Genomic DNA, 21,358 nt, shown 5'->3' with positions numbered 1-21,358 from the left:
TCAAAAGCTGTGTACAGTTGAGCAGCCCGAACGATGGTAGCAGGCGAGCCAGACAGGGTGAACGCTTGGCTTTTATGGGTTAGGCAAACGCCGTAACTTATAAAAAGACAGAGAAAGTGAACGTGCTGAATGCCTTTGCTCAAATCAAAGTGCATGACGGGTTAGCTACAGCTAGTGAAGTGCAATGTGTATGAAATACTAATTGAACGTAACGGAACCCGGCATGATACTTTGCTGAGCTTAGAAATAAAGCACGCCTTTCTTCCTGGTGTTGAAATGGCCCATTCCGAAGGGAATGACCGTAAGCACAACTTGCCTTACCCCATGTAAGCAACTAAAGAAGGGGAAGGCAAGTGTAGGGCTTATGGCACCATCTAAATTATTGTCTCGCTTTTATCAAGTGGTCATATTTCATATAACCGTTGCGATCAAACAGCGATTCGATTGTATTCATTTCAATCCCGATTTCTTTTAATATTGCTGTTAGAAGCAGGATTTTTAAACGTTCCGAAGCGTAATAAAGTTCTGCGCCCTTTAATGCCCTTCTTTTTACACTATGATCGTAATGGGTATAATAATTCCTTGAATCTACTGCATTCCTAATTAGCCTAACAACGTCAGTATTATCTCCTGTCACATAGCTGAGTAAGCCTGTATTATAAAGTTTAAACAGCTCTCTTAGTCTGGCAGTTAATCCTGGTTCATAGCCGTATGACAGTTTTTCTTTCACTAACTTTTGTTGCTCCTCATTTAATAATTGAATTATCGAATTAAGTTTGATCAAATACTCGGCCTTCAGCGTTTCGGTATTTTGTAAAAAGCGTCTATGGAACACTTCCAAGGCTTGAATCACATCTAGGAAGCGATTTTCAATATATAGCAGACGTTCTGTATAACTTGAATAAATTGCATTAATGATCGGCTCCAACACATCCTTCTTTTCATACCATTGCCCTATTACAAAATCAAATTGCTCATGGATATCGTTGTAAGTGAAAAGAAAATTCATACTATGCTTATCATTTTTCTTAACATCAATATTTCTCTGATTATACAGTAACTCGACTAACTCATTTCTTACACCATCATCATCTTTCACCATATCCGATTTAAGTTGGACGTTTTTAACGAAAGTATTGCTTTCCGTAGCTAGAGTCAAAAATTTCTTGAAGTGCCATACATAAGCCAATAATTTCATAACAGGCAAGCCAGTTGAAGAAATAAACTTAACCTTTGCCTTATGAGAGCTTGTAAACTCTTCTTCCTGGTAGAATTGAGTTGAGCCATAAAATGTAAAAAGTCCTTGTACTTCCCCTAAACTAAAATGAATATCATTTGGATAATGGTAATCGAACGAAAACGAACCATCATCTTTAAGTTTTTTCTTAAAACCCCACTTATCAATCCATTTAGTAAGCAAATCAAACTCAACAATCACTTCATTGAAGTTTGTAGTTTCGATCTCATTTAGGTGTACCCCAATAAGAATTTTGCTTGGTTTATAGTTAATTGTTGAGTAGCCAGGAAAAGAAACTGCCGCACGCCCTCTTGCACAATCGATCAACGTTACCTTTTTCCCTTCGAGCGTAAAGCCATGTATTAACTTTACATAATGATAGTCATCATAAATGTCGTTATCATCATTTAGGGTTCCAAGTAATTGTAATTCTATATTACTTTGAGGTGTAAAATTCAAAACACCAGCCACATCTTGTGGTTTTCCAGGCAAACCCCAATATCCTTGGTAGGTTCTTTGATCTATCATTGTGCTAAGATTGTTATTCTAATTAAAGAAAAACAATTCACACACATTAACAACAGATTGCCTTTATCACATATGGCAATCAAAAGAGCCTGCGTAAGCAAGCTCTTGATAAAGGCAATCAGCTCTATTTACTCTTCAGTATGCTAACCTGATAACATCTGTCAGGCCCGTTTATACCAGGAGGAAATTCGGTGAGAGTAAAGGCAATATCGTTTATCGTATATGTTGTTTGTTGCCCACCATTAGCACTTCCAGCGCCAAGTTTCGTAGCTTCCATTGTTATCATCTGCTTCTTATACTGATTCCAGGTGTCAGGATCTGTAAACCCGTAAAGAATTCCCTTTGAAGCAGGAGGGCCAACATCAAGCGAAACCATCAGAATACATTCTTCTGGCTTATACCATTGACGCTGATCTTTAGTGTAACCATAAATAGCCGTAAAGCCTTTCTCGTCAATGGTAGGTCTTTCTCTTAACCTCCAATTCTTATCGACACTCATCAAGTAGTCATAGACCAACTTGTCAGCGTGAGGGTCATTCATTTGCCACGCTTTATGCAACTGTATTAAATCAGTGGGGGAAATATTCTGAGAGAATGAGATTCTGGTGGCCAGGCAGAGCAACAGTAATAATCCGTATTTGTTTAACATAACGTAGTGATAAGCGGTTAATAGCGATGTTCAATTACAATGTCTGAAGCCCTTGCGCCTCGGTCTACTTGATAGAGTTTACCATAATGGAAGTAGAAATAGTAGGGCTCATCAGTATTAGTTCTGTACACTGACCATTCCTGTGATTCCTTAATCATTCTGAATTGTCCAAGATGGTGTTTGTTCATGGCAAAGAATTCTTGTGACGTTTGTCCGATTTGATAACGAACACTAACGCAGCTTGTAAAAGCAAGCATCAGCGTTACGAGCGATAGGATAGCTAATTTTCTCATGTTGTGAGGGTTGGGTTAATATTACCGGGCAGTCCTTCACGGTATGTTGTAATGCACGAAAGCGCCTGGACTTTCGCCATATCTGAACTGGACCCCTAGGAGAGTGTGGAACAGACAGGTTAGGCCCAGACGCTTTCGCGTTGGGCGTTAACACTATCAGTCTTGTTTCCACTTTGAATTTCCTAGGTTCCAGTTACAAGTCTATAGCAAACGCTTATGTCTTATCTATATGATTGGGTAATGTACTGTCTGTGTATGTCCTCCTTGTTTTAATGTAAAGGTAGTAAGTAGTCAACAAAAGTTAAGCAACTCGTCTTAACTTTCTTCTCACTGGCCTTACCCTATATTTTATAAGCTTAAACTGGTGGTGCTTGTTACGCTGCTCTAAGTATTCATAGGCTTCACTACAGTTGTCAACTATCCAATCCGTTCTGACGGCCTCTTCGATGTTAATTGTGGTATTGCTTGCCATAGTCAGCTTATAAACCAGGCGGATAAAAGCAGCAGTGATATGATAATAAGGGCCAAAGACCGGGGAAAGTTCATAGCCATAGTGTATGCTGAATTCATCGTTCTGGTGCAATTCTAAGCGCAGGTAAATGAGTGGTGACAAAAACTCATGCAGGATGATCGCTTTCGTGTCCTTGTGTTTGTCTACTCTTGTCAGCGTGTAACGCAATCGCTCTTCCTCTAAAGTAGCGAGCAGGGCTTTAGCAGCCTTTAAAATAGCATAGTAAGCTGTAGTGATAGCTTGATTCCGTTTCGTTAGCTTTTGCGATGTTATTAGTTTTCTGTTGTTCATAATATGTAAGGATGAAAGGTTAGTAAATGAAAAAAGCCTGGTGTGAGACACCAAGCTTTTGAATGTTGTTATATAAGCTGACTAGGCCTTTAAAGAATAGATGTACTGTGAGGGCTGATACCTGAGCGTGTTATGATAGAAGGTGTTGAAATCGGGTCTAAGCTTTACTTCATTCGCTCTTTCGTTTATAGGGTAAACCTGCAACAGCTTTCTTATCTCCGCTTCTACGGGACAGTTGTTAAAAGCATAGTCGACCTTATAATCATAACAGAGTTCACACTCAAGTATGAAGTATAAGGTGCTGCTTATAAAGGCATGTAGAATGAATGCGTTATCATTGTTGTCATAACGGAAGTCCTTCTCAAACACCAGATGCTCATGTTCTTTTAGAAGTTGCTTTGCTTTAGTTAAGATGTCCCTGTAACAATAGCTTACCGACCCATTTAACGTGTTCTGATGAATGCTTTCGGCTCTTCTAAGTCCTGCAATCCATCTCTTCTTGAAGGGTTGCTTCTCAGGGTTGTTCTGATTTGTGAATGCTTGTTCTGATCTCATTTTACTTCTTGGCTTGCTAGTTCTTATTGGTTTCGCCTATAGGTGTTATATCGAGCTATGTTGCTATAGCAGCTTTAGTGCTAATTAAACTTGTAACTTATCAGCTTCGGGCATGAGTGATAGAGCTTACATAGACCTTATAAATCGAATGCTGAAAAGTTGAGTTTTGGATTTGGGAAAGACTATCGCAGCGTTTGCTTGATATATTTTCTTTAAAGTTCGAAAGGCAGGCCGGGGGTGATATCGGTACCTAGGTAAGTGCTCGGAGTTCAAATAAATTATCCTAATGTACGTTGGCCCTCGCTAAATTACTTGCGACAGATTAAATAAGGGGGGTATAAAACACCCAAATTCTCAAAAGTGTCTCACTACAGTTACTGTTTTACATTATGGTAGATTTCTAATATTCGGTAACCTTTTACCTCTTTCCCTCCATGCTTTCTGCCTAATGAAAATCGATTACTAAGCTTGCAGTACTTTTGTAAAAGATGAACATTGGGTTTCAAGTTGTACAATTTATTTTGCTTTATACCATTTGCGATCCGGCCACAAATTTGACTTGATGAAAGTTCCTCGCCAACTTTAAAGTTCTTATCAATAAAATCCACTAAACCAAACGCGGACTCAATATCCTCCTTTTGCTTTATCGCTGTCTTTACCTTTGAATAATTGAAGTTCAGCTCTTTAATCCTTTCATACCCAAGTAGTCTGTAAGCAGAGACGGCTTTCGGATATTCAGCCTCCAAAAAATCCATTTGGTTGATTCTTTTAAAGATATTATATCCTGGCTTGTTTATTTCATGTAAAATTGGAACTACAATTTCAAATACAGATTTTAAGGGAGCATGCTGACCACTTGCTTTGCGGTCTTTATCGGAGAACTTAAATTCGTCTATTCTGTCATCTATATTGAAGAACGATGTTCCTTGATAAGCTGCTTTGAGGTTTTTGCTATTATGATAAAATGCATTAGTTTGGTATTGATGAATAATGTTATCCTGCATAAAGTAATTTCTTGAACCGTCAGGATTTATATATCGTTTGTATTCAGATCTGTCAAGCATTTCTTTTAAAGCATCTATCGTTCCTTGTTTGGTTGCTGCTGTTAGATAAACGTTCAAATACTCATAGATGAGAAACCTTTCATTTACGTATTGTATAGCCTCTTTACGAGTCATCGATTGCAAAACCGGATCATAGTTAGTTATATGAACAATTTCCTTTTTCAACGTTATATTCTCATCTTTTGGACGTCGGAATCTCCCAGCTATCTGTATAGATTCAGTCAGAGGGTCAATTATAGAATGGGGCGCAAAAACCAAGTCTGTTAACATGATAATCGTCGGATTGCATTTATAGTCCTCGTATTCTATATCAACAGCAGAAAAAAATCTTCCAGTGAAGAAGTTATATTTTTTGAACGGTTCTAAGGAGGTATGAACAAAACTAAAACCGTTTGCTTTTAATTTTTGCTTACTTTCTTTGGCACAGAAAACTGCACTTTCCTGCTGAATGTCAAATGCCCTGATAAATTGACCAATGGAATCGGTAGACTTAAAAAATATAAAATACTTTTCGCGAGGATTTTTTTTCAGAAATTGTTTGAAGGAGAGAAATACGTTGTTAGTACTTACCAGTTTTAATGTTTCCTTATACTTAAAATTTGGTTCTATAAAAAGCGTCCTGAATTTCTCCTTTTTAAAACGAGGGTCACTCGGCATTATAGGAGTAGCTGAAATAAAGGCCTTATTTTTAAATTTAAAGAAATCATTTATTGGGAGAACAATATCTGCTCGGTAGCTTACATCCTGAATAGTGCGCTCACACTCGTCAAAGAGAAGGAAAAAGTCACTATAAAGATTGTAGCCATCAACACTATTAATTGCGTCTTTAACTCTGCGAAAAGATTCAGGAGTAACTATAATTTTTTTGACTTTTACTTTCGAATTTAAATAATCTAATATCTGCTCTTCTGTTTTTCCCTCATAAACGCCTAACAGTTTAATGGCTTTCCCTCCGTTATACTTCTTACATTTCCCTACGATAACAGGAACGTTAGGCTCTATAATTATACTGTTTCTAGTTTTATTCTCAATTTCTCCAGATGTAGCCCCTAAGCCAGGCAATTTTTTAAAAACAATAACATTCGAGGGAATGGATTTCACAATATCTTTCAAATACTGCTTAGCCCCTATGTATATGGTGTTATCTTTAGTTTGTTGAAACATGCCGTAATAAGAATTATTATTACCTCATTAAATATGGAGGAAGCTTTAAGCCTCCTCCGTTTAAATTATAAATTTGCAGTGTCAAACTTTGTAACCTGATTTATAGCCTCCTCAATCAACTCTTGAGCCGTGAAATCTATATCAATTTTGCAATTACAGTAATCTGATATAAATATCGAGAGCCCCGGAAAGTTAAAGTCGAGTTCGTATGAATTTTCCCGCCCGCTAGCTGAAATGAAGTGGTTTTCATCATTATCATCATAATATTTGACTACATAATCTTCCAAAAGAACATTCCGGTACATAAAGGATATTAAAGACCTAAATGCCAAAACATCGTTCCCTTCTCTTGTAGTAAAATGATCTACAAACTTTTTTGGGTTTTGGTATTTCACAAAAAATTGCTCAACCGTTATCCAAACTCGTTCATTGCGCTCTTTAAGATTACCGCTATGTAAAAATTTATAAAAGCTATCGGTTTCGTCACTCACTGCCGCTAAAAGAGCGTTATAAGGGCGGGTAAGTAATAAGTTATTATCTCCGTTATTTTTTCCCCCAATCTCTGACGGTGGGATATTAGACGCGGCTTCGCTTGTGTTTTCAATCATAACATTTTGTTTAATTAAATTTTTTAGGCAATAGCTTCCCATTAACCTGTTAGTTGTTACCTTTTTTAATAAAAGACAATTGATTATTCTTCCATAGGTTCTGCCTTTGTTTCGTCCGCCTGTTCTATAAGGGTTTCAAGAGTGAATGGAAATTTGAATTTTCCATCTGCATAGTCTTTGATGAAATCAAACATGCGGCCGTCCGCATATACGTTCAACGACTGTTTTACCCTACCGGATTTAAACGTACACCAACTAAAAGGATTACCATTTTCCTCTTCCAGCTTTGGAAAATTCGCCAAAGTTCTTCCCACACTTATGTTGTCAAAAAATTGCTTCAAATGGTTAATTTTACCTAGTCCTTTTGCTTTTAAAAGGAAATCAGCAAAGTCAGACTTTGAAAAATAGCCTTGGGTATTATCCTCAGTAAAAAAGATTTCCTGTTTCGATTCTTTAGCAGCCTCCTGGAGGTCACTAAATAGCTTTGTAAATAAATTATTTTCCATTTTTTCTTTATGGAGAGTAGGCCTACTCTGTCTTTTTACAAAGCTAATACGCCCTCAAAGCGATAGTTGAGTTAGAAAGTCCAACAATCAGAACTTATTAACTTATGCTAAAGATTTCTCTATGAGCCATTTAATCTTTTCCCAATCGTCGGAAACTTGTTCTATTCCGTTTGAAACTCTTTTTGACGGCTCGTATACGCCTAAGAATTTTACAAAATCGTAAAGAAACAGGTAAACTGCCCGATCCCCGTGAAGAATTCTTTTAAACTCTACTTTATTATTTTTCAGATAGTTGAACATCTGGTATAGCATAAGCCCCAAAGCTTTGTTTTGTTCCGGATGAGCCTTGTTAGGCTCAAAGGCAGTTTGATACAATGACTTCTTATTGCTAATCACATCGGGCGCGCCATTGGAGTTGTTGTTGAAGTATAATTTTATAGGTTCAGCCTTGTTTTTAATTTTAACTGTGATTTTTAGCTCTTCAACATTAATAATCGAACTAACTATTGCTTTGTAAGCTGTAATTAAACCATTATATGAGACAATGTCAGAACTATACGAAACCAATGACATAAACTTTTCACTGAAGTATGTAGTAAATACAAGCAGGTGGTTTAAATGAATATCAATGTTCTGCCTTAGTTTAATATGCCGAGTCAAAATATCGGAAATACCTCTAATAAAGTTTTCTGCTGCTGAAAGGTTATCAAAATAATCTTTCCTTATCGGATAGTAATTCACTAACGTCTTTCCAGACTTATTATAAGAATTTATAAAGCCAAATACATTTTCTTGCGTTTTATCGATTTCATAGGTTTTTAGCAACAGAGATGGAACGATTTCTAATTCTATATAAACTTTTTTATCCTTGTCGATTTTAGGTTTTCGCATGACATCTGAGAATTATTTAAGCGTAATCGAGTAATAATAAAAAAAAGCAGAGTGACTTCACTCTGCTCAATAAACTATTTTAGTCTCTTATTTAAGTTCCTGACATGCCTTATAACAGAGTCCTTGACCACTTTGGCGTAGTGCTGCTCAGTTGTGGTCGTTTTACTATGCCCTAGCAGAAACGATACTATCTCAACCGGTATATCATTATTAAGTAGCACGGTTGATGCAAAGGTCTTACGCGCAATATGATGTGTAAGATGTTTACCTATTCCAACTACTTCAGCCACCTCTTTAAGATAGCTGTTCATTTTCTGGTTTGAGATAACGGGCAATAGCAAACCTTCTTTGCCAGGATAGCCATATTTCTTAAGTACCTTCATTGCTTTTGGTAATACGGGTACGGATACTGGTCTTTGTGTCTTTTGTCTTATCATTTCAATCCAAAGCAATCCGTTATCGTCTAACTGCAAATGATCCGTACTAAGTTGAGAAGCTTCATTATAAGCTAGCCCCGTGTAGCAAGAAAAAATAAAGCAGTCACGAACCGCTTCTAAGCGGTCTTGTGCGAACTTATGTGTCTCAAGCTTCTTCAACTCGATGCTACTTAAGAACACTACCTCTTTAACATACTTCTTCTTTTGATAAAGCACGAACGGGTCTGATACAATCCACCCATTACCTACAGCTATCTTCATAACTTTCTTAACCCGCTCAATAACTTTATTGATCGTATTCTGGTTATGGCGTTTGGTGACTTTGAGGTAGTGGTCCAGGTCGTGCAGGAACTTTAGTTTGATTTCTGACAGGGGATAATCACTAAGCTTATATTCGCACTTAATAAACTCTTCTACGTGGTTTTGTATTACTACAAATTTGTCATAGGTCGCTTTAACGTAATCCTTCCCTACCAACTCTTTCATCTTCTCGTTGTGATATTCGAAGGCCTGCAGCAGTGTTTTGTACTCTTTGTCCTTCTCTGCAAAGCGATTATATACTTGCTCTACAGTAAAGACTGAACCTTCCTTAGCGATTGCGTTATAAGCCTTTATAAGTTGAACACGGATAGATTCAAGCCCGGAGTTAACATGTTGAGCATCGACAGAGGTGCCGCGATAACGTTGTGTTTGTCCGTTCCAGTTGGACTCTTTAAGAAAGAAGCCTGTTGAGAATTGCTTACGTTTACCATTTAATGTAAGCCTGCAGAAGATGGGCATTGTGCCTTTTTCGTTTGTCTTTGACCTGTACAGAAAGAACAGGATGTGAATGTTGTGTACCACTTGATTGTACCGATTTAAAATGAATAAATCGGATTGACGGCAATACTTACTGTAAAACAGATAGTTACAAGATTTAAGAAGTGTACCTCGGAGGTGTTTTGTGTACCTCGGGCTGTACCTCTTTCAGGGTTTGCTTTGTCTGGGTTAAACACAAAATCTGCATTTAAACCAATAAAAAAGCCCCTGATTTTCATCAGAGGCTTCCTGGGTAGCGGGAGCAGGACTCGAACCTACGACCTTCGGGTTATGAGCCCGACGAGCTACCAACTGCTCCATCCCGCACTATTTTTGTTTTGAACTTTCCGGCCATAACCTCCGGAAATCTGTTCCTCCAATACTACAAATGCAAGTTGCTTTTGTTTTTAATTGGACTGCAAAGATATAATTCGTTTCTTTGTACTCCAAATAAAAAATTAAAATATTTTCTAAATGAGTCACCGGGCCGGTTTTGTGAGTATAATTGGTAAACCCAATGCAGGGAAATCTACCTTAATGAACGCTTTGGTGGGCGAAAACATGTCTATCATTACGCCTAAAGCCCAAACTACCCGCCACCGAATTTTAGGGATCGTCAATACAGAGGATTACCAGATTGTGTTTTCAGACACGCCTGGCGTAATTAAACCAGCCTATCCGCTGCAGGAAAGCATGATGCACCAGGTAAATGGTTCCATCGTGGATGCCGACCTGATCCTGCTCATGACCGACGTGAACGAGAAGCATGATGAAAGCGACGTGATCGAAAGGTTGCAGGGATCATTAGCCCCGTTGGCCATCCTGGTGAACAAGATCGACCAAAGCAATGAGGAGACAGTGAAACAAAAGATTGCTTATTGGCAGGAAAAACTTCAGCCAAAGGCTATTTTTGCGATATCTGCTTTGCATAAGCATAATATCCAGTCGATCATGGATTTTATCGTGGATAATCTGCCGGAGCATCCGGCTTATTATGAAAAGGATTTCCTGACAGACCGTAACGATCGTTTCTTTGCTTCAGAAATGATCCGCGAGCAGGTGTTCAAGCAATACCAAAAGGAAATTCCTTACAGCACCGAGGTGATCATCACCAGCTTTAAAGAGGGGGATACCTTACATAGAATCAGCGCAGAAATCATCGTCGAGCGCGATTCGCAAAAGAACATCCTGATCGGAAAGAACGGTGAGATGCTGAAGATCGTAGGTACCTATGCACGTAAGAGTATGGAAGAATTCTTTCAGCGGAAGATCTTCCTGGAGTTGTTTGTAAAAGTGATTCCGGATTGGCGCAGTAAGAAAAATTACCTGAAACAGTTCGGGTACGAGGACTGATTTTTGGTAGCGAGTTACGAGTTTTTAAGTTTCGAGTAATTTGCTAGGCTAAAATCTGCATAGAGATTATAATAACTATAAGTTGGAGCTGTTTTTTGCATTGTGGTTTTCACACGCAACCTACAACTCGCAACTCAGAAACAAAAGCCGGTAAAAATTCTGGTTTGTAAATAATAATTAAGTAGAATCGGCAGTCGGAAAAAGATAAAGTCTTGTTTTTCCTGGCTCTTGATTCTTGATTCTATACAAGTATGAGCAATATTGTAGCGATCGTCGGCAGGCCGAATGTGGGGAAGTCGACTTTATATAACCGTTTGACGGAAACCCGTAAGGCCATTGTAGATGACATGAGCGGTGTTACCCGCGACCGTCATTACGGCTTAGCCGAGTGGACAAACCATCCTTTCACCGTGGTGGATACCGGCGGTTATGTGGCCGGAAGTGATGATGTTTTTGAAGCCGCCATCCGCGAGCAGGTAGTAATTGCTATTGAAGAAGCTACCTGTATCTTGTTTATAGTTGATGTGACTACAGGCATTACCGACCTTGACGACGAGATTGCGTCCATTCTACGCAAAAGCAAAAAACCGGTATTTGTTGTCGTGAATAAGGTGGACAACAATGCTTTATTGGCTGATTCGAGCGTTTTTTACAGCTTTGGTTTGGGCGAAATTTATACCATCTCGTCTATGACGGGTTCCGGAACTGGCGAACTGCTGGACGAAGTGGTCAAGACGTTCGAGGATGTCCCCGTTGAAGAGAATACTTTACCTAAATACGCCATTGTTGGTCGCCCTAACGTAGGTAAATCGTCATTGATCAATGCGTTGATCGGCAGGGAGCGTAACATTGTAACCCCAATTGCCGGTACCACACGCGATAGCATCCATATCCACTATAACCAGTACGGGCACGATTTTATGCTGGTAGACACCGCCGGTTTACGTAAGAAAACCAAGGTGAAAGAAAATATCGAATTTTATTCTGTGATGCGTACCATCAAAGCCCTGGAAGAAGCAGACGTAGTGATCCTGATGGTTGATGCCGTGGAGGGGCTGGAATCTCAGGATATCAATATCTTCCATCTTGCCGAGAAGAATAAGAAGGGGATTGTGATTGTGGTGAACAAGTGGGACCTGATCGAAAAGAACAGCAAAACCATTAAAGTTTTTGAAGAACAGATCCGCGAAAAGATATCGCCGTTTACCGATGTGCCCATCGTGTTCACTTCGGTTCATGAAAAGCAACGGATTATGAAGGTGATTGAAACCGCTAATCAGGTTTACACCAACCGCAGCAAGAAGGTTTCAACCAGTACCCTTAATGATGTAATGCTGCCGATTATTGAAAACTATCCGCCGCCGGCATTAAAAGGTAAGCACGTGAAGATTAAGTACGTGACGCAGATTAGCGGGGTGGCACCTATGTTTGCCTTTTTCTGTAACCTGCCGCAATATATTAAAGAACCATACCGCCGCTTTATAGAGAATAAGCTGCGCGAAAACTTTAACTTCAGCGGTGTGCCGATCCAGATTTTCTTCAGGCAAAAATAATTTTAGGATAAAAGACAATGGACGAAAGGATAAATGACAAATCGTTTTCTTTCGTCCAAACATCCTTTGTCCAATCAATTCATTTGGTACAATTGTATCCAGTTGCCGCAGTTATCATCCAGAATTGCAATGGTAACTGGTCCCATTGCGGTCGGTGCCATTTTAAAACTAACACCCTGTTGATTTAAACGCTCGTATTCTGCTTGTATATCCGAAACTGCAAAACCGGTAGCTGGTATCCCCGCTTCATAAAGTGCAGCTTGAAAAGTTTGTGCAGGTGCAAAAGCCATTGCTTCCAGTAAGAGCTCTACCTCATCGCTTTCGGGTGATACTACCGTTAACCACCGATGCTCGCCCATTGGCACGTCCTGCTTTTTAACAAAGCCTAAAACATTAGTGTAAAAGTGCGCTGCAGTTTCCTGATTCTTAACCATTACACTGCTCAGTTTTATTTGGATGCTCATTTTGCTTGTTCTGGTGTGTTTTCAACAAAATTTTTAATGGCGGTACCAACAAGGTAGGTCCATCCTGCTTCGAAGTTTGATTTTGCAAAGTCTTTCAACGGCGGGAAGGTTTCTAAACCCGTATGTGTTAGTTTTACCCGTGTCTGGTCACCCTCGGCAAATAATTCCCAGGTTACTTCAGATTCGCCATCGTAGCCCTCATATCGCCAGGTGTGGCTCAGTTTGCGGTTAGGTTCTACGGCAGTGATAACGCATTTATGCAGATAGGTACACTCTTCGGTGCCACCTTCAAATTCAAATTCAAAGCCAACTTTAGGTTCAAATTCTGCGATGTTAAAATACCATTGCTTCATTTGTTCGCGGTTTATAATGGCCTGCCATACCCGGCCCACGGGGACGTTTACAAGTCTTTCGATAACAAAGGGTACTGCTTCCATAATTATTTGTTTTCAGTTGGTTTATTGGTGTCCTGCTCAAGAAAGTTTTCTAAAGCATCTAACTTCTGTGTCCAGAAGGTTTTGAAATGAGTTGTCCACTCGTTTACTTCCTGCAATTGCTGCAAGTGAGCTTCGCAATAACGTTCGCGCCCTTGTTGTTTTATAACAATCAAGCCGCATTCGGTTAATATTTTAATATGCTTAGAAATAGCAGGCCTGCTAATATCAAAATTTTCTGCAACTGTGTTCAGATTCATGGATTGATATGCTACCATGTTTATAATGGCTCGCCTGGTTGGGTCTGCTATGGCCTGGAATACGTCTCTTCTCACTTTTATTACTTGTAATCTTCCGGTTACTAATATATGTGTAACCATTTGGTTACGCAATGGTTTTCGAATATTTTTCTGAATGAATAATCTTAACAGATTTTGAAGGGAAGCAGAATCTGTTTAATTTAAAAGCAGTTATGTTTAAGAAAGTCCCTGCCTTTATCACGGCCTGTTTATTACTTGTTTTTTACGCTTTTGCAGACGCTTCAACGCCAAAAGTTACTATTTCGGCAAAGCCACAATGGTTGCTTACCAGTAAACCTTACGATAAAAAGTTACCCGCCCGCCAGATTGACGGCGGATATTATTACCAGCTGATAGAGGAACAGTTTAACGTTGAGAAAGAGGCAGACTATAACCACAACATTCGCGAGATTGTCTCAGAAGCTGGTGTGCAGAATGCTTCGGAAATTTCTGTAGGCTTCGACCCAAGTTTCGAGAAGCTGGACTTTCACCAATTGGTGATCTGGCGCGATGGCAAACCACAGGATCGCCTGCGTGAGGCAAAGTTTAAGATAATTGCCGATGAAAAAGAGCTGTCTAAATTTATCTATCAGGGCACTTACTCTGCTTACCTGATCCTAGATGATATTCGCAAAGGCGACCGTATAGAGTATGCTTATACTATTACCGGGCGTAATCCTATTTTTAAGAATAAATTTTTCAAAGACATTTATTTCGATGGCAGCTCTGCCATTGCGCACGAATATATAACCATTCTTAGTCCGCAGTCGCGTAAGCTTAACGTCAAAGGGTTTAATAAACAGTTGCCATTAAAGCAATTTAACAACGGTCCTTTACATTACTATGAATGGGAAGGTTTCCAGGTGCAGCCGGTAATCAGTTATAACGATACACCGGGATGGTATAACCCTTACGGCCGTGTGCAAATAAGCGAGTATAACAATTGGAAAGAAGTGACTGACTGGGCACTGGGTATCAACAAGGTTCCCGAACACTTAAGTGGTGACCTGGCAGCAAAGGTAGCGCAGCTAAAAAAGCAAACCGGATACGATAAGGAGGAATATTTCCGCAAGGCAGTAATGCTGGTGCAAGACGAGGTTCGCTATATGGGCGTAGAGATGGGCCAGTATTCGCACCAAGCCAATGCGCCGGAAAAAGTTTTTAAGCAGCGTTATGGCGATTGCAAGGATAAGGCCTTATTGTTAGCCGCTATACTTCGGGCGAATGATATTGAAGCGTATATGGTATTGGTTAATTCGGATGTTCGCAAGGAGATAGACCAATATATTCCTACACCTAATGCTTTTGACCATGCCGTAGCGGTTGCCATGGTAAATGGTAAGCAGGTTTGGGTAGATGCGACTATAGCTTACCAACGTGGAACGGGTACCAATATTTATTTTCCGCATTATGGCAAAGGCCTGGTATTAAAGGCCGGTAATCAGTCGCTTACGGATTTGCCGGATCTGAAGGGTGGCACTACATCTTATGAAGAAATTTATACCGTCCCGGACGAAAAAGGTAAGGTTCAGCTGGATGTGCGTTCGGTTTATACATCCTATCATGCAGACAACATGCGCAATAAACTCGCTTCCGAAAGCCGGGATGAGACGGAAAAAAACTATCTGAAGTACTACAACAAGATTTATAAGGATATCGAAGCAAAGGACTCGCTGACGGTGATTGATAATCCCGCAGCTAATCAGTTGACAACAATAGAGCACTACGAGATCAGCAATTTCTTTACACGCGATAGTACCGAGCGTGGCAGGTACCAGGCCTCATTTTATGCTAACATGGTGGATAACCAGTTGCTTAACGTAGCAACAGATGCAAGGGCGCCAATTTCCATCAACTATCCGTACCATTTAAATTATACGATTAAAGTAGTGTTGCCGGGATGGAATATCGGCGAGAAGGAGAATAGCTTAAGCAACAAGTACTTTTCATTCAATTCTCATCAATGGGCAAAAGGTGACACCTTGTACCTGAATTATAAGTACGCCGCAAAGAAGGACTTTTTGCCGGTGGCGGATTTCGACAGTTATAAGAAAGATGTTAAACAGGTAGAGAATGACTATCTGTCTTACACCTTCAACTATACGCCCGATGTTTCTACTATTTCTTTTAAAATGAACTGGTGGATGCTGGCTTTTACTCTGCTCATTGCTGCTATAGCTGCGTTTGCAGGTTATAAAATTTATACCCGCGAAACACCTGGAATTATGTTTACCTACGGATCTAACTTTAAAATGCTGGGTGGATGGCTAATTCTGGTCACCATAGGGATGGCATTAACCGTACTGTTGGTGTTAAGCACCCTTATCACTAACGGCCCTTTCGATGTCCATACCTGGAACAGCCATTTATCGTCGGGTTTTGGCTTTCGTTTTATGATACTTTTTACCGCTTTCGGTAATACGGTAGAGCTTTGTTACGCCATTTTTTGCTTTATCCTGCTGGTTAATCGCAGGGATATTCTGCCAAAAGCGATCATTGGTTTTTACACCTATTGTGCGGTGTTTATTATAGCGAACTATACCTTATCGGCCAACTTATTAAGTAACGGGAAATTTGGAGCAGATGCAGGCGCTGCCATTATACGTTCTGTATTAACGGCAGCTATCTGGATACCCTATTTTATGCGTTCTGTACGTGTAGAAGAAACCTTTATTGTGCCTTATCCGCCTACCAATTTCAGTTATGAAACGGTTCCGGTACCAATCCAGGAAGGGAATGACGGTCAGGCAGAGAATTAAACTAATAAAAAGCACGAGCCGGTGGGCTCGTGCCTGAATTAGGTTAGAATAAACAGTTGTCTTTATTCTAAAACGTCAGCCCCATGTTAGCGAACATAAATGCCCACTTGTCGGCCTGCTGATTGATCACCTGCTGGGTGGATTGCCCTGCGCCATGGCCTGCGTTTGTTTCGATTCGAATTAACACAGGTGCCGGCCCTTGCTGCGCTTCCTGCAACCTTGCAGCAAACTTAAAGGAGTGGGCAGGCACAACCCGGTCGTCATGATCTGCCGTGGTAACCATCGTAGCAGGGTAGTTAGCCGGTTTTAGGTTGTGATACGGCGAATAGTGGTACAAGTAATTGAACATCTGCTCAGAGTCTTCTGCGGTACCGTAATCATAGGCCCATCCCGCGCCTGCCGTAAATTTGTTATATCGAAGCATATCCATTACACCTACCGCGGGGAAAGCTACTTTACACAAGTCGGGTCGTTGTGTCATAACAGCGCCAATCAGCAAACCACCGTTAGAACCACCGGAAATAGCCAGATAATCTTTAGAGGTATACTTGTTCTTGATCAGATATTCTGCTGCCGCGATAAAATCGTCGAACACGTTTTGTTTCTTCAACTTAATACCCGCGCGGTGCCAGGTTTCGCCATACTCGCCGCCACCTCGCAAGTTAGGCACGGCGTAAATGCCGCCATGTTCAAGCAGTACAATATTGCTGGTGCTAAAGGCAGGGGTAAGGTTTACACCAAAGCCGCCGTAAGCGTAAAGCATGGTTGGGTTTTTACCATTCAGCACGGTACCTTTTTTATAAGTAATGATCATCGGGATCTGGGTGCCATCCTTCGACTTGTAAAAAACCTGTTTAGATTCATACTGTGTCGGGTCGAATTGTACGGCCGGTTTCTTATAGACCTCAGATTTGCCGTTCGCAATGTTATACTTAAAAATAGTGGGTGGATAGACGTAAGAAGTGTAGGTGTAATACAGCTCTTTTTCTTCTTTCTTAGCGCCGAAGCCGCTGGCTGTACCTACGCCTGGTAGCTCGACTGCATGTTCCAGCTTGCCGTTCATGTTATACTGCTGTACCAGCGAAGTCGCATCTTTCAGGTATTCGGCAAAAAGCTTTCCGCCACCGGTGCTTACGGTCAGGGCATTTTTCGTCTGCGCGATCAGGTCTTTCCAATGCGTTACTTCAGGGCTGGCGGCATCAACAGTTACTACCCGGAAGTTTGGTGCGTAAAGGTTGGTGTAAATATACAGCTTACTGCCAATGTTATCTACCACGTTATGCTGGTTATCAAAATTACCTACAACCGTTACGATGCTGCTGTTCGGCTTGCTTAAGTCCTGGATGTATAGTTCGTTACCGGTGGTGCTGTTAGCTGCGGTAATCACCAGGAAGCGTTCGTCTTCGGTAAGGTAAGCGCCGATATAACGGCGAGGGGTTTGTTCGCCGCCGAAGATTAGTTTATCGCTGCTTTGCGGCGTGCCCAGCTTATGGTAATACAGTTTGTGGTATTGGGTCATGCCGCTTAGCTGGCTGCCTTCTTTGGGTTTATCGTAACTGCTGTAATAAAAACCATCGTTGCCATGCCAGGCAATACCGCTGAATTTTACATCGCGCAGCGTATCGCCAACTTGTTTTTTATCGGCGGTGTTTAACACAATTACTTTGCGCCAGTCGCTGCCGCCTTCAGAAATCTGAAACGCAGCCAGGCTGCCATCTTTACTGAAATCCAATCCTTGCAGCGAAGTAGTGCCGTCTTTAGAAAACGTGTTCGGGTCAAGAAATACCTCTGGTTGCTGCCCTTCTTTTTGCCGGTAAATTACGCTTTGGCTCTGCAGACCGCTGTTATGACCGTAATAGGTCCATTCACCTTCTTTATGTGGTGCGCCGAATTTCTCATAGTTCCAAAGGGTCTCTAACCGTTTGCGGATAGCCGGGCGAAACGGAATCTGGTCCAGGTAGTTAAACGTCACCTTGTTTTGCTCCTGCACCCAGGCTTTAGTTTCGGCAGAGCGGTCGTCTTCCAGCCAGCGATAAGGGTCGGCGACGGTGGTATTAAAATAAGTATCGGTAACGTCGCCCTTTTTAGTGGCGGGGTAGGGTAGTCTTTTTAAATTCATGGTTTGTGCAAAGGTAAAACCCGTTGCTATCAAAGCAGGTAACAAGCAAAATAGTTTTTTCATGAGTGCTGAATTAGGGGTCGGACAGTAAATATAACTTCCAAAATGCAGACTTGCAAGCTGTTGAGCCAGCAATACTTACCCTTCCTCGCTGACTTCAATAATTGAAAAAAAGTATGTAACTTGTAGATGTTAAAATAGTATAACAGCAAAACCTAACCATCTCAATGAAGAAAACCTTTACCAAGGCCGCCATCTACGTTTGGACGATTATCACTTTAGTAACCATTTCTCTAATTGTTTACAGCTGTAAAAAGGATAGCTTTCACCAACAGGAAACATCTATTGCGGAAACTCAAAAATCAAACAAAGATTTGATTGCAGATGCAAAGTTTGTTTTTCGATGATAAAGTAGCTAAGCAAAGTCAGAATGCTAAAAGCTCTGTAAATGTTGCAGCTAAGACCTTCAGGCAGTTACTTGAAAAGACTCCTGTATTTGATAGTGCTTACGTACAGGAGATGTTATCGAAACAGAAGTACGTTACTGTTCCCGTAGCTTATACAGGTAAAGAGTTATATCTAAAAGCAGGTCGAAGAACGCCTCGTATGGCTTATTTTACTTACCTCATTTTTTATTTAGATGAAAAGCAAGAAAAGCATGTGGAACTCGTAACAAAATTTCCGGACGAAGCGTATCTTATAGATACGTCAAAAACAAAGAAATTTAGTGGTGATATAGTTATCGAAGATTGGTATGGAAATTATACCAAGGGCTTTAAATACGTCGAGGGTATAGTAACAAAATTAATTGATGTACCAGCCCGATCAATGGGTAAAACAATTGTTAACAGCTTTAAAAAGCTAAATGAAGTTGATTGCATTAGGCAAGATTTTTACGTTCAGGTAACTGTAAATTTCAGTGAGAAACCGAAGGCGACAAATGTTGTCTATGTTTCTTATGACTACTCGGAATGGCACTGTTATTTTTCTCCTACTCCTGTGGGTGGTGGCGGAGATTTTGGAGGAGGATTTTCAGGGCTTACGGGTGCCGATTATGCGATTGTTGGCGGTGGAACGCCTAGCAATCCAAGTGGAGGACCTGGATCAGATTGTCCTCAGGATCAAAAATATAAAGGTGGAAAGGTTATTAACGGGTGTCCCTTGATAGTACAAACCATCAAATTCACGGATGCCTTTAAACAAAATGAAAAGCTTCAATGTGTATACGGGAAGTTATTAGCATTGTCCGCAGACTGGCGTCAGGACGGCTCCTCATTAGTCGCAAATTTATTCGCAACTTTCTCTCAGGATGACGATATTATATTTGACTTAGGCCATGTAGACAATGCATCTTGGGCTGGTACTACTGATGATATTACTGGTTTCTTTGGTGGACAAAAATATAGAGTGACCATTAATGTTGATAATTATGCGAATAGAACTGCGTTGCAAAACGCACAAACTATAATACATGAAGCAATGCATGCATACATCGAGCGGGCGATACACTACTCAGGCAATAGTCAAAACTTTTTCGATAAATTGAAGCAGTATAGAAATTTTGATCCCACAGATGATCCTAACCTTAATGAACATGAATACATAGCAAATTTTTATATAGATCCTTTTGCTAGAGCATTAAAATCTCTAGATGGAAATTTGCATGATTTAGATTATTATCGCTCATTGGCATGGGAAGGGCTTTTAGATACAACTCAATTCCAAGCACTGCCAGAGGATCAGAAGCAGAAAATTAAATCAGACATTTTTAATGAGGGAAGTAATGCGGACAAAAATTGCCATTAACAATTTGTTACTATTAGCTTTACTGTTACTATCTAATTGCTCTAATAAAGCTAAAAAGGACATTTTACTTATTTTTCCCAATCAAGACGAGAAGGCAATATCGTTAAGTTTTAATAAACAAGTTTATACATTCGGCACATCACCTTCAAAGATGGAGAGAGAAATGTATATTTTAACTACAGGGGGAAAAATGCGTGCCTTTAAACCCAAAATTCTAACTTTTTCAAAGTCATTGACAGAAAGTGAGTTTAACGCAAAATATCATAGTTCAGATGTTTCGTTGTTGTTTAACCGCCGAATTCTCGAAAATAAGTTGGAAGATCAATATGATATTTACGTCTGCCTTAAAGATAGTATCAATCGTACGTGGACGGTTAAACGAGTTGAAGTATATGATCGCTTAAGATTTTAGTGGTGAATACATTGGTAATTTCTATATAGATCCATTTGCAAAAGCATTACGATCATTTGATGGTAATTTACATGATTTGGACTATTACCGCTCGTTAGCGTGGGAAGGCCTATTGGATACTACCCAATTTGATTACTTACCTGAAGCTCAGAAGCAGAAAATTAAATCGGACATTTTTAATGAGAGAAGTAATGCGGACAAAAATTGCCATTAACAATTTGTTACTACTAGCTTTACTGGTACTGTCTAATTGCTCCAGTAAATCGAAAAAAGACATTCTACTTATTTTTCCCAACCAAGACGAGAAGGCAATATCCGTAAGTTTAAATAAACAAGTTTATACATTCGGCACATCACCTTCAAAGATGAAGAGAGAAATGTATATTTTAACTACAGGGGGAAAAATGCGTGCCTTTAAACCTAAAATTCTAACTCTTTCAAAATCATTGACAGAAAATGAGTTTAATGCAAAATATCGTAGTTCAGATGTTTCGTTGTTGTTTAACGACAATCTTTCTGCGGATCAGTTGCAAGATAAATACGATATATACGTCTGCCTTAAAGACAGTTCCAATCGTACGTGGAGTACAAAACATGTTGAGATAAATGACCGTATAGTATTTTAGT

At 40.1% G+C, this 21,358-nt stretch carries 22 protein-coding genes and 1 tRNA gene; 8 read left to right on the top strand and 15 right to left on the bottom strand.

Annotation, left to right across the window (positions count from 1 at the left end):
• The first annotated feature begins 186 nt into the window (after positions 1–186).
• Entirely contained in the window at positions 187–330 is a 144-nt protein-coding gene (locus MUY27_RS13960; protein ID WP_245130741.1) for a hypothetical protein, read from the top strand.
• 49 nt (positions 331–379) lie between these two features.
• Here the strand turns inward: MUY27_RS13960 and MUY27_RS13955 are convergent, their stop codons facing one another.
• The 11 genes from MUY27_RS13955 to MUY27_RS13905 form a co-directional block, all read right to left on the bottom strand.
• On the bottom strand, positions 380–1,765 hold the full coding sequence (locus MUY27_RS13955) for an ApeA N-terminal domain 1-containing protein (protein ID WP_245130739.1): 1,386 nt from the start codon (positions 1,763–1,765) through the stop codon (positions 380–382).
• 124 nt (positions 1,766–1,889) lie between these two features.
• Entirely contained in the window at positions 1,890–2,414 is a 525-nt protein-coding gene (locus tag MUY27_RS13950; RefSeq protein ID WP_245130737.1) for a hypothetical protein, read from the bottom strand.
• A gap of 17 nt (positions 2,415–2,431) precedes the next feature.
• Positions 2,432–2,707, bottom strand: coding sequence for a hypothetical protein (locus tag MUY27_RS13945; protein WP_245130735.1), 276 nt, complete (start codon positions 2,705–2,707; stop codon positions 2,432–2,434).
• A gap of 301 nt (positions 2,708–3,008) precedes the next feature.
• Positions 3,009–3,509: a hypothetical protein gene (locus MUY27_RS13940; protein ID WP_245130734.1), complete on the bottom strand. Its 501-nt coding sequence runs from the start codon at positions 3,507–3,509 to the stop codon at positions 3,009–3,011.
• Positions 3,510–3,590: 81 nt separating this feature from the next.
• The gene (locus tag MUY27_RS13935) at positions 3,591–4,064 is read right to left on the bottom strand and encodes a hypothetical protein (protein ID WP_245130732.1); all 474 of its coding nucleotides are present in this window, start codon (positions 4,062–4,064) and stop codon (positions 3,591–3,593) included.
• 374 nt (positions 4,065–4,438) lie between these two features.
• Entirely contained in the window at positions 4,439–6,292 is a 1,854-nt protein-coding gene (locus MUY27_RS13930) for a hypothetical protein (RefSeq protein WP_245130730.1), read from the bottom strand.
• Between the two features lie 65 nt (positions 6,293–6,357).
• Positions 6,358–6,900, bottom strand: a complete 543-nt coding sequence (locus MUY27_RS13925; RefSeq protein ID WP_245130728.1) for a hypothetical protein — start codon at positions 6,898–6,900, stop codon at positions 6,358–6,360.
• 83 nt (positions 6,901–6,983) lie between these two features.
• Positions 6,984–7,406, bottom strand: coding sequence for a hypothetical protein (locus MUY27_RS13920; protein ID WP_245130727.1), 423 nt, complete (start codon positions 7,404–7,406; stop codon positions 6,984–6,986).
• Between the two features lie 102 nt (positions 7,407–7,508).
• The gene (locus tag MUY27_RS13915; protein WP_245130726.1) at positions 7,509–8,297 is read right to left on the bottom strand and encodes a hypothetical protein; all 789 of its coding nucleotides are present in this window, start codon (positions 8,295–8,297) and stop codon (positions 7,509–7,511) included.
• A gap of 74 nt (positions 8,298–8,371) precedes the next feature.
• Positions 8,372–9,577 (bottom strand): site-specific integrase, encoded by a 1,206-nt coding sequence (locus MUY27_RS13910; RefSeq protein ID WP_338042677.1) that lies wholly within the window; start codon positions 9,575–9,577, stop codon positions 8,372–8,374.
• A 205-nt stretch (positions 9,578–9,782) separates the two neighbouring features.
• Positions 9,783–9,859: transfer RNA gene (locus MUY27_RS13905), tRNA-Met, on the bottom strand.
• Between the two features lie 147 nt (positions 9,860–10,006).
• On the opposite strand from MUY27_RS13905, the gene era reads away from it, so the two are divergent.
• Complete coding sequence (era, locus tag MUY27_RS13900; protein WP_245130724.1) at positions 10,007–10,885, top strand: GTPase Era; 879 nt, start codon at positions 10,007–10,009, stop codon at positions 10,883–10,885.
• Positions 10,886–11,136: 251 nt separating this feature from the next.
• Complete coding sequence (gene der, locus MUY27_RS13895) at positions 11,137–12,438, top strand: ribosome biogenesis GTPase Der (RefSeq protein ID WP_245130723.1); 1,302 nt, start codon at positions 11,137–11,139, stop codon at positions 12,436–12,438.
• Positions 12,439–12,512: 74 nt separating this feature from the next.
• Here the strand turns inward: der and MUY27_RS13890 are convergent, their stop codons facing one another.
• The 3 genes from MUY27_RS13890 to MUY27_RS13880 are packed head-to-tail and all read right to left on the bottom strand — an operon-like array spanning position 12,513 to position 13,671.
• Positions 12,513–12,902: a VOC family protein gene (locus MUY27_RS13890; protein ID WP_245130722.1), complete on the bottom strand. Its 390-nt coding sequence runs from the start codon at positions 12,900–12,902 to the stop codon at positions 12,513–12,515.
• Positions 12,899–13,339: an SRPBCC family protein gene (locus tag MUY27_RS13885; protein ID WP_245130720.1), complete on the bottom strand. Its 441-nt coding sequence runs from the start codon at positions 13,337–13,339 to the stop codon at positions 12,899–12,901. The genes MUY27_RS13890 and MUY27_RS13885 overlap by 4 nt, the downstream gene beginning before the upstream one ends.
• A 2-nt stretch (positions 13,340–13,341) precedes the next feature.
• Positions 13,342–13,671: an ArsR/SmtB family transcription factor gene (locus MUY27_RS13880; protein WP_245130718.1), complete on the bottom strand. Its 330-nt coding sequence runs from the start codon at positions 13,669–13,671 to the stop codon at positions 13,342–13,344.
• Between the two features lie 137 nt (positions 13,672–13,808).
• Here MUY27_RS13880 and MUY27_RS13875 point away from each other — a divergent pair, with 137 nt between their 5' ends.
• Positions 13,809–16,394, top strand: a complete 2,586-nt coding sequence (locus MUY27_RS13875; protein ID WP_245130716.1) for a DUF3857 domain-containing protein — start codon at positions 13,809–13,811, stop codon at positions 16,392–16,394.
• Positions 16,395–16,461: 67 nt separating this feature from the next.
• On the opposite strand, the gene MUY27_RS13870 is transcribed toward MUY27_RS13875, so the two are convergent.
• A complete protein-coding gene (locus MUY27_RS13870; RefSeq protein WP_245130714.1) occupies positions 16,462–18,576 on the bottom strand; it encodes a prolyl oligopeptidase family serine peptidase in 2,115 nt (704 codons plus the stop codon).
• A 164-nt stretch (positions 18,577–18,740) separates the two neighbouring features.
• On the opposite strand from MUY27_RS13870, the gene MUY27_RS13865 reads away from it, so the two are divergent.
• From MUY27_RS13865 to MUY27_RS13850, 4 genes are all read left to right on the top strand, one after another.
• Positions 18,741–18,920, top strand: coding sequence for a hypothetical protein (locus MUY27_RS13865; RefSeq protein ID WP_245130712.1), 180 nt, complete (start codon positions 18,741–18,743; stop codon positions 18,918–18,920).
• On the top strand, positions 18,898–20,319 hold the full coding sequence (locus MUY27_RS13860) for a hypothetical protein (protein WP_245130710.1): 1,422 nt from the start codon (positions 18,898–18,900) through the stop codon (positions 20,317–20,319). Before MUY27_RS13865 ends, MUY27_RS13860 begins: the two co-directional genes overlap by 23 nt.
• Complete coding sequence (locus MUY27_RS13855) at positions 20,297–20,731, top strand: hypothetical protein (protein WP_245130708.1); 435 nt, start codon at positions 20,297–20,299, stop codon at positions 20,729–20,731. Before MUY27_RS13860 ends, MUY27_RS13855 begins: the two co-directional genes overlap by 23 nt.
• A gap of 179 nt (positions 20,732–20,910) precedes the next feature.
• The gene (locus tag MUY27_RS13850; RefSeq protein WP_245130706.1) at positions 20,911–21,357 is read left to right on the top strand and encodes a hypothetical protein; all 447 of its coding nucleotides are present in this window, start codon (positions 20,911–20,913) and stop codon (positions 21,355–21,357) included.
• Position 21,358: the final 1 nt, after the last annotated feature.

The sequence above is a fragment of the Mucilaginibacter straminoryzae genome (genome assembly GCF_022953055.1).
Lineage (GTDB): Bacteria > Bacteroidota > Bacteroidia > Sphingobacteriales > Sphingobacteriaceae > Mucilaginibacter > Mucilaginibacter straminoryzae.
This window is presented reverse-complemented; position numbering and strand designations above follow the sequence as displayed.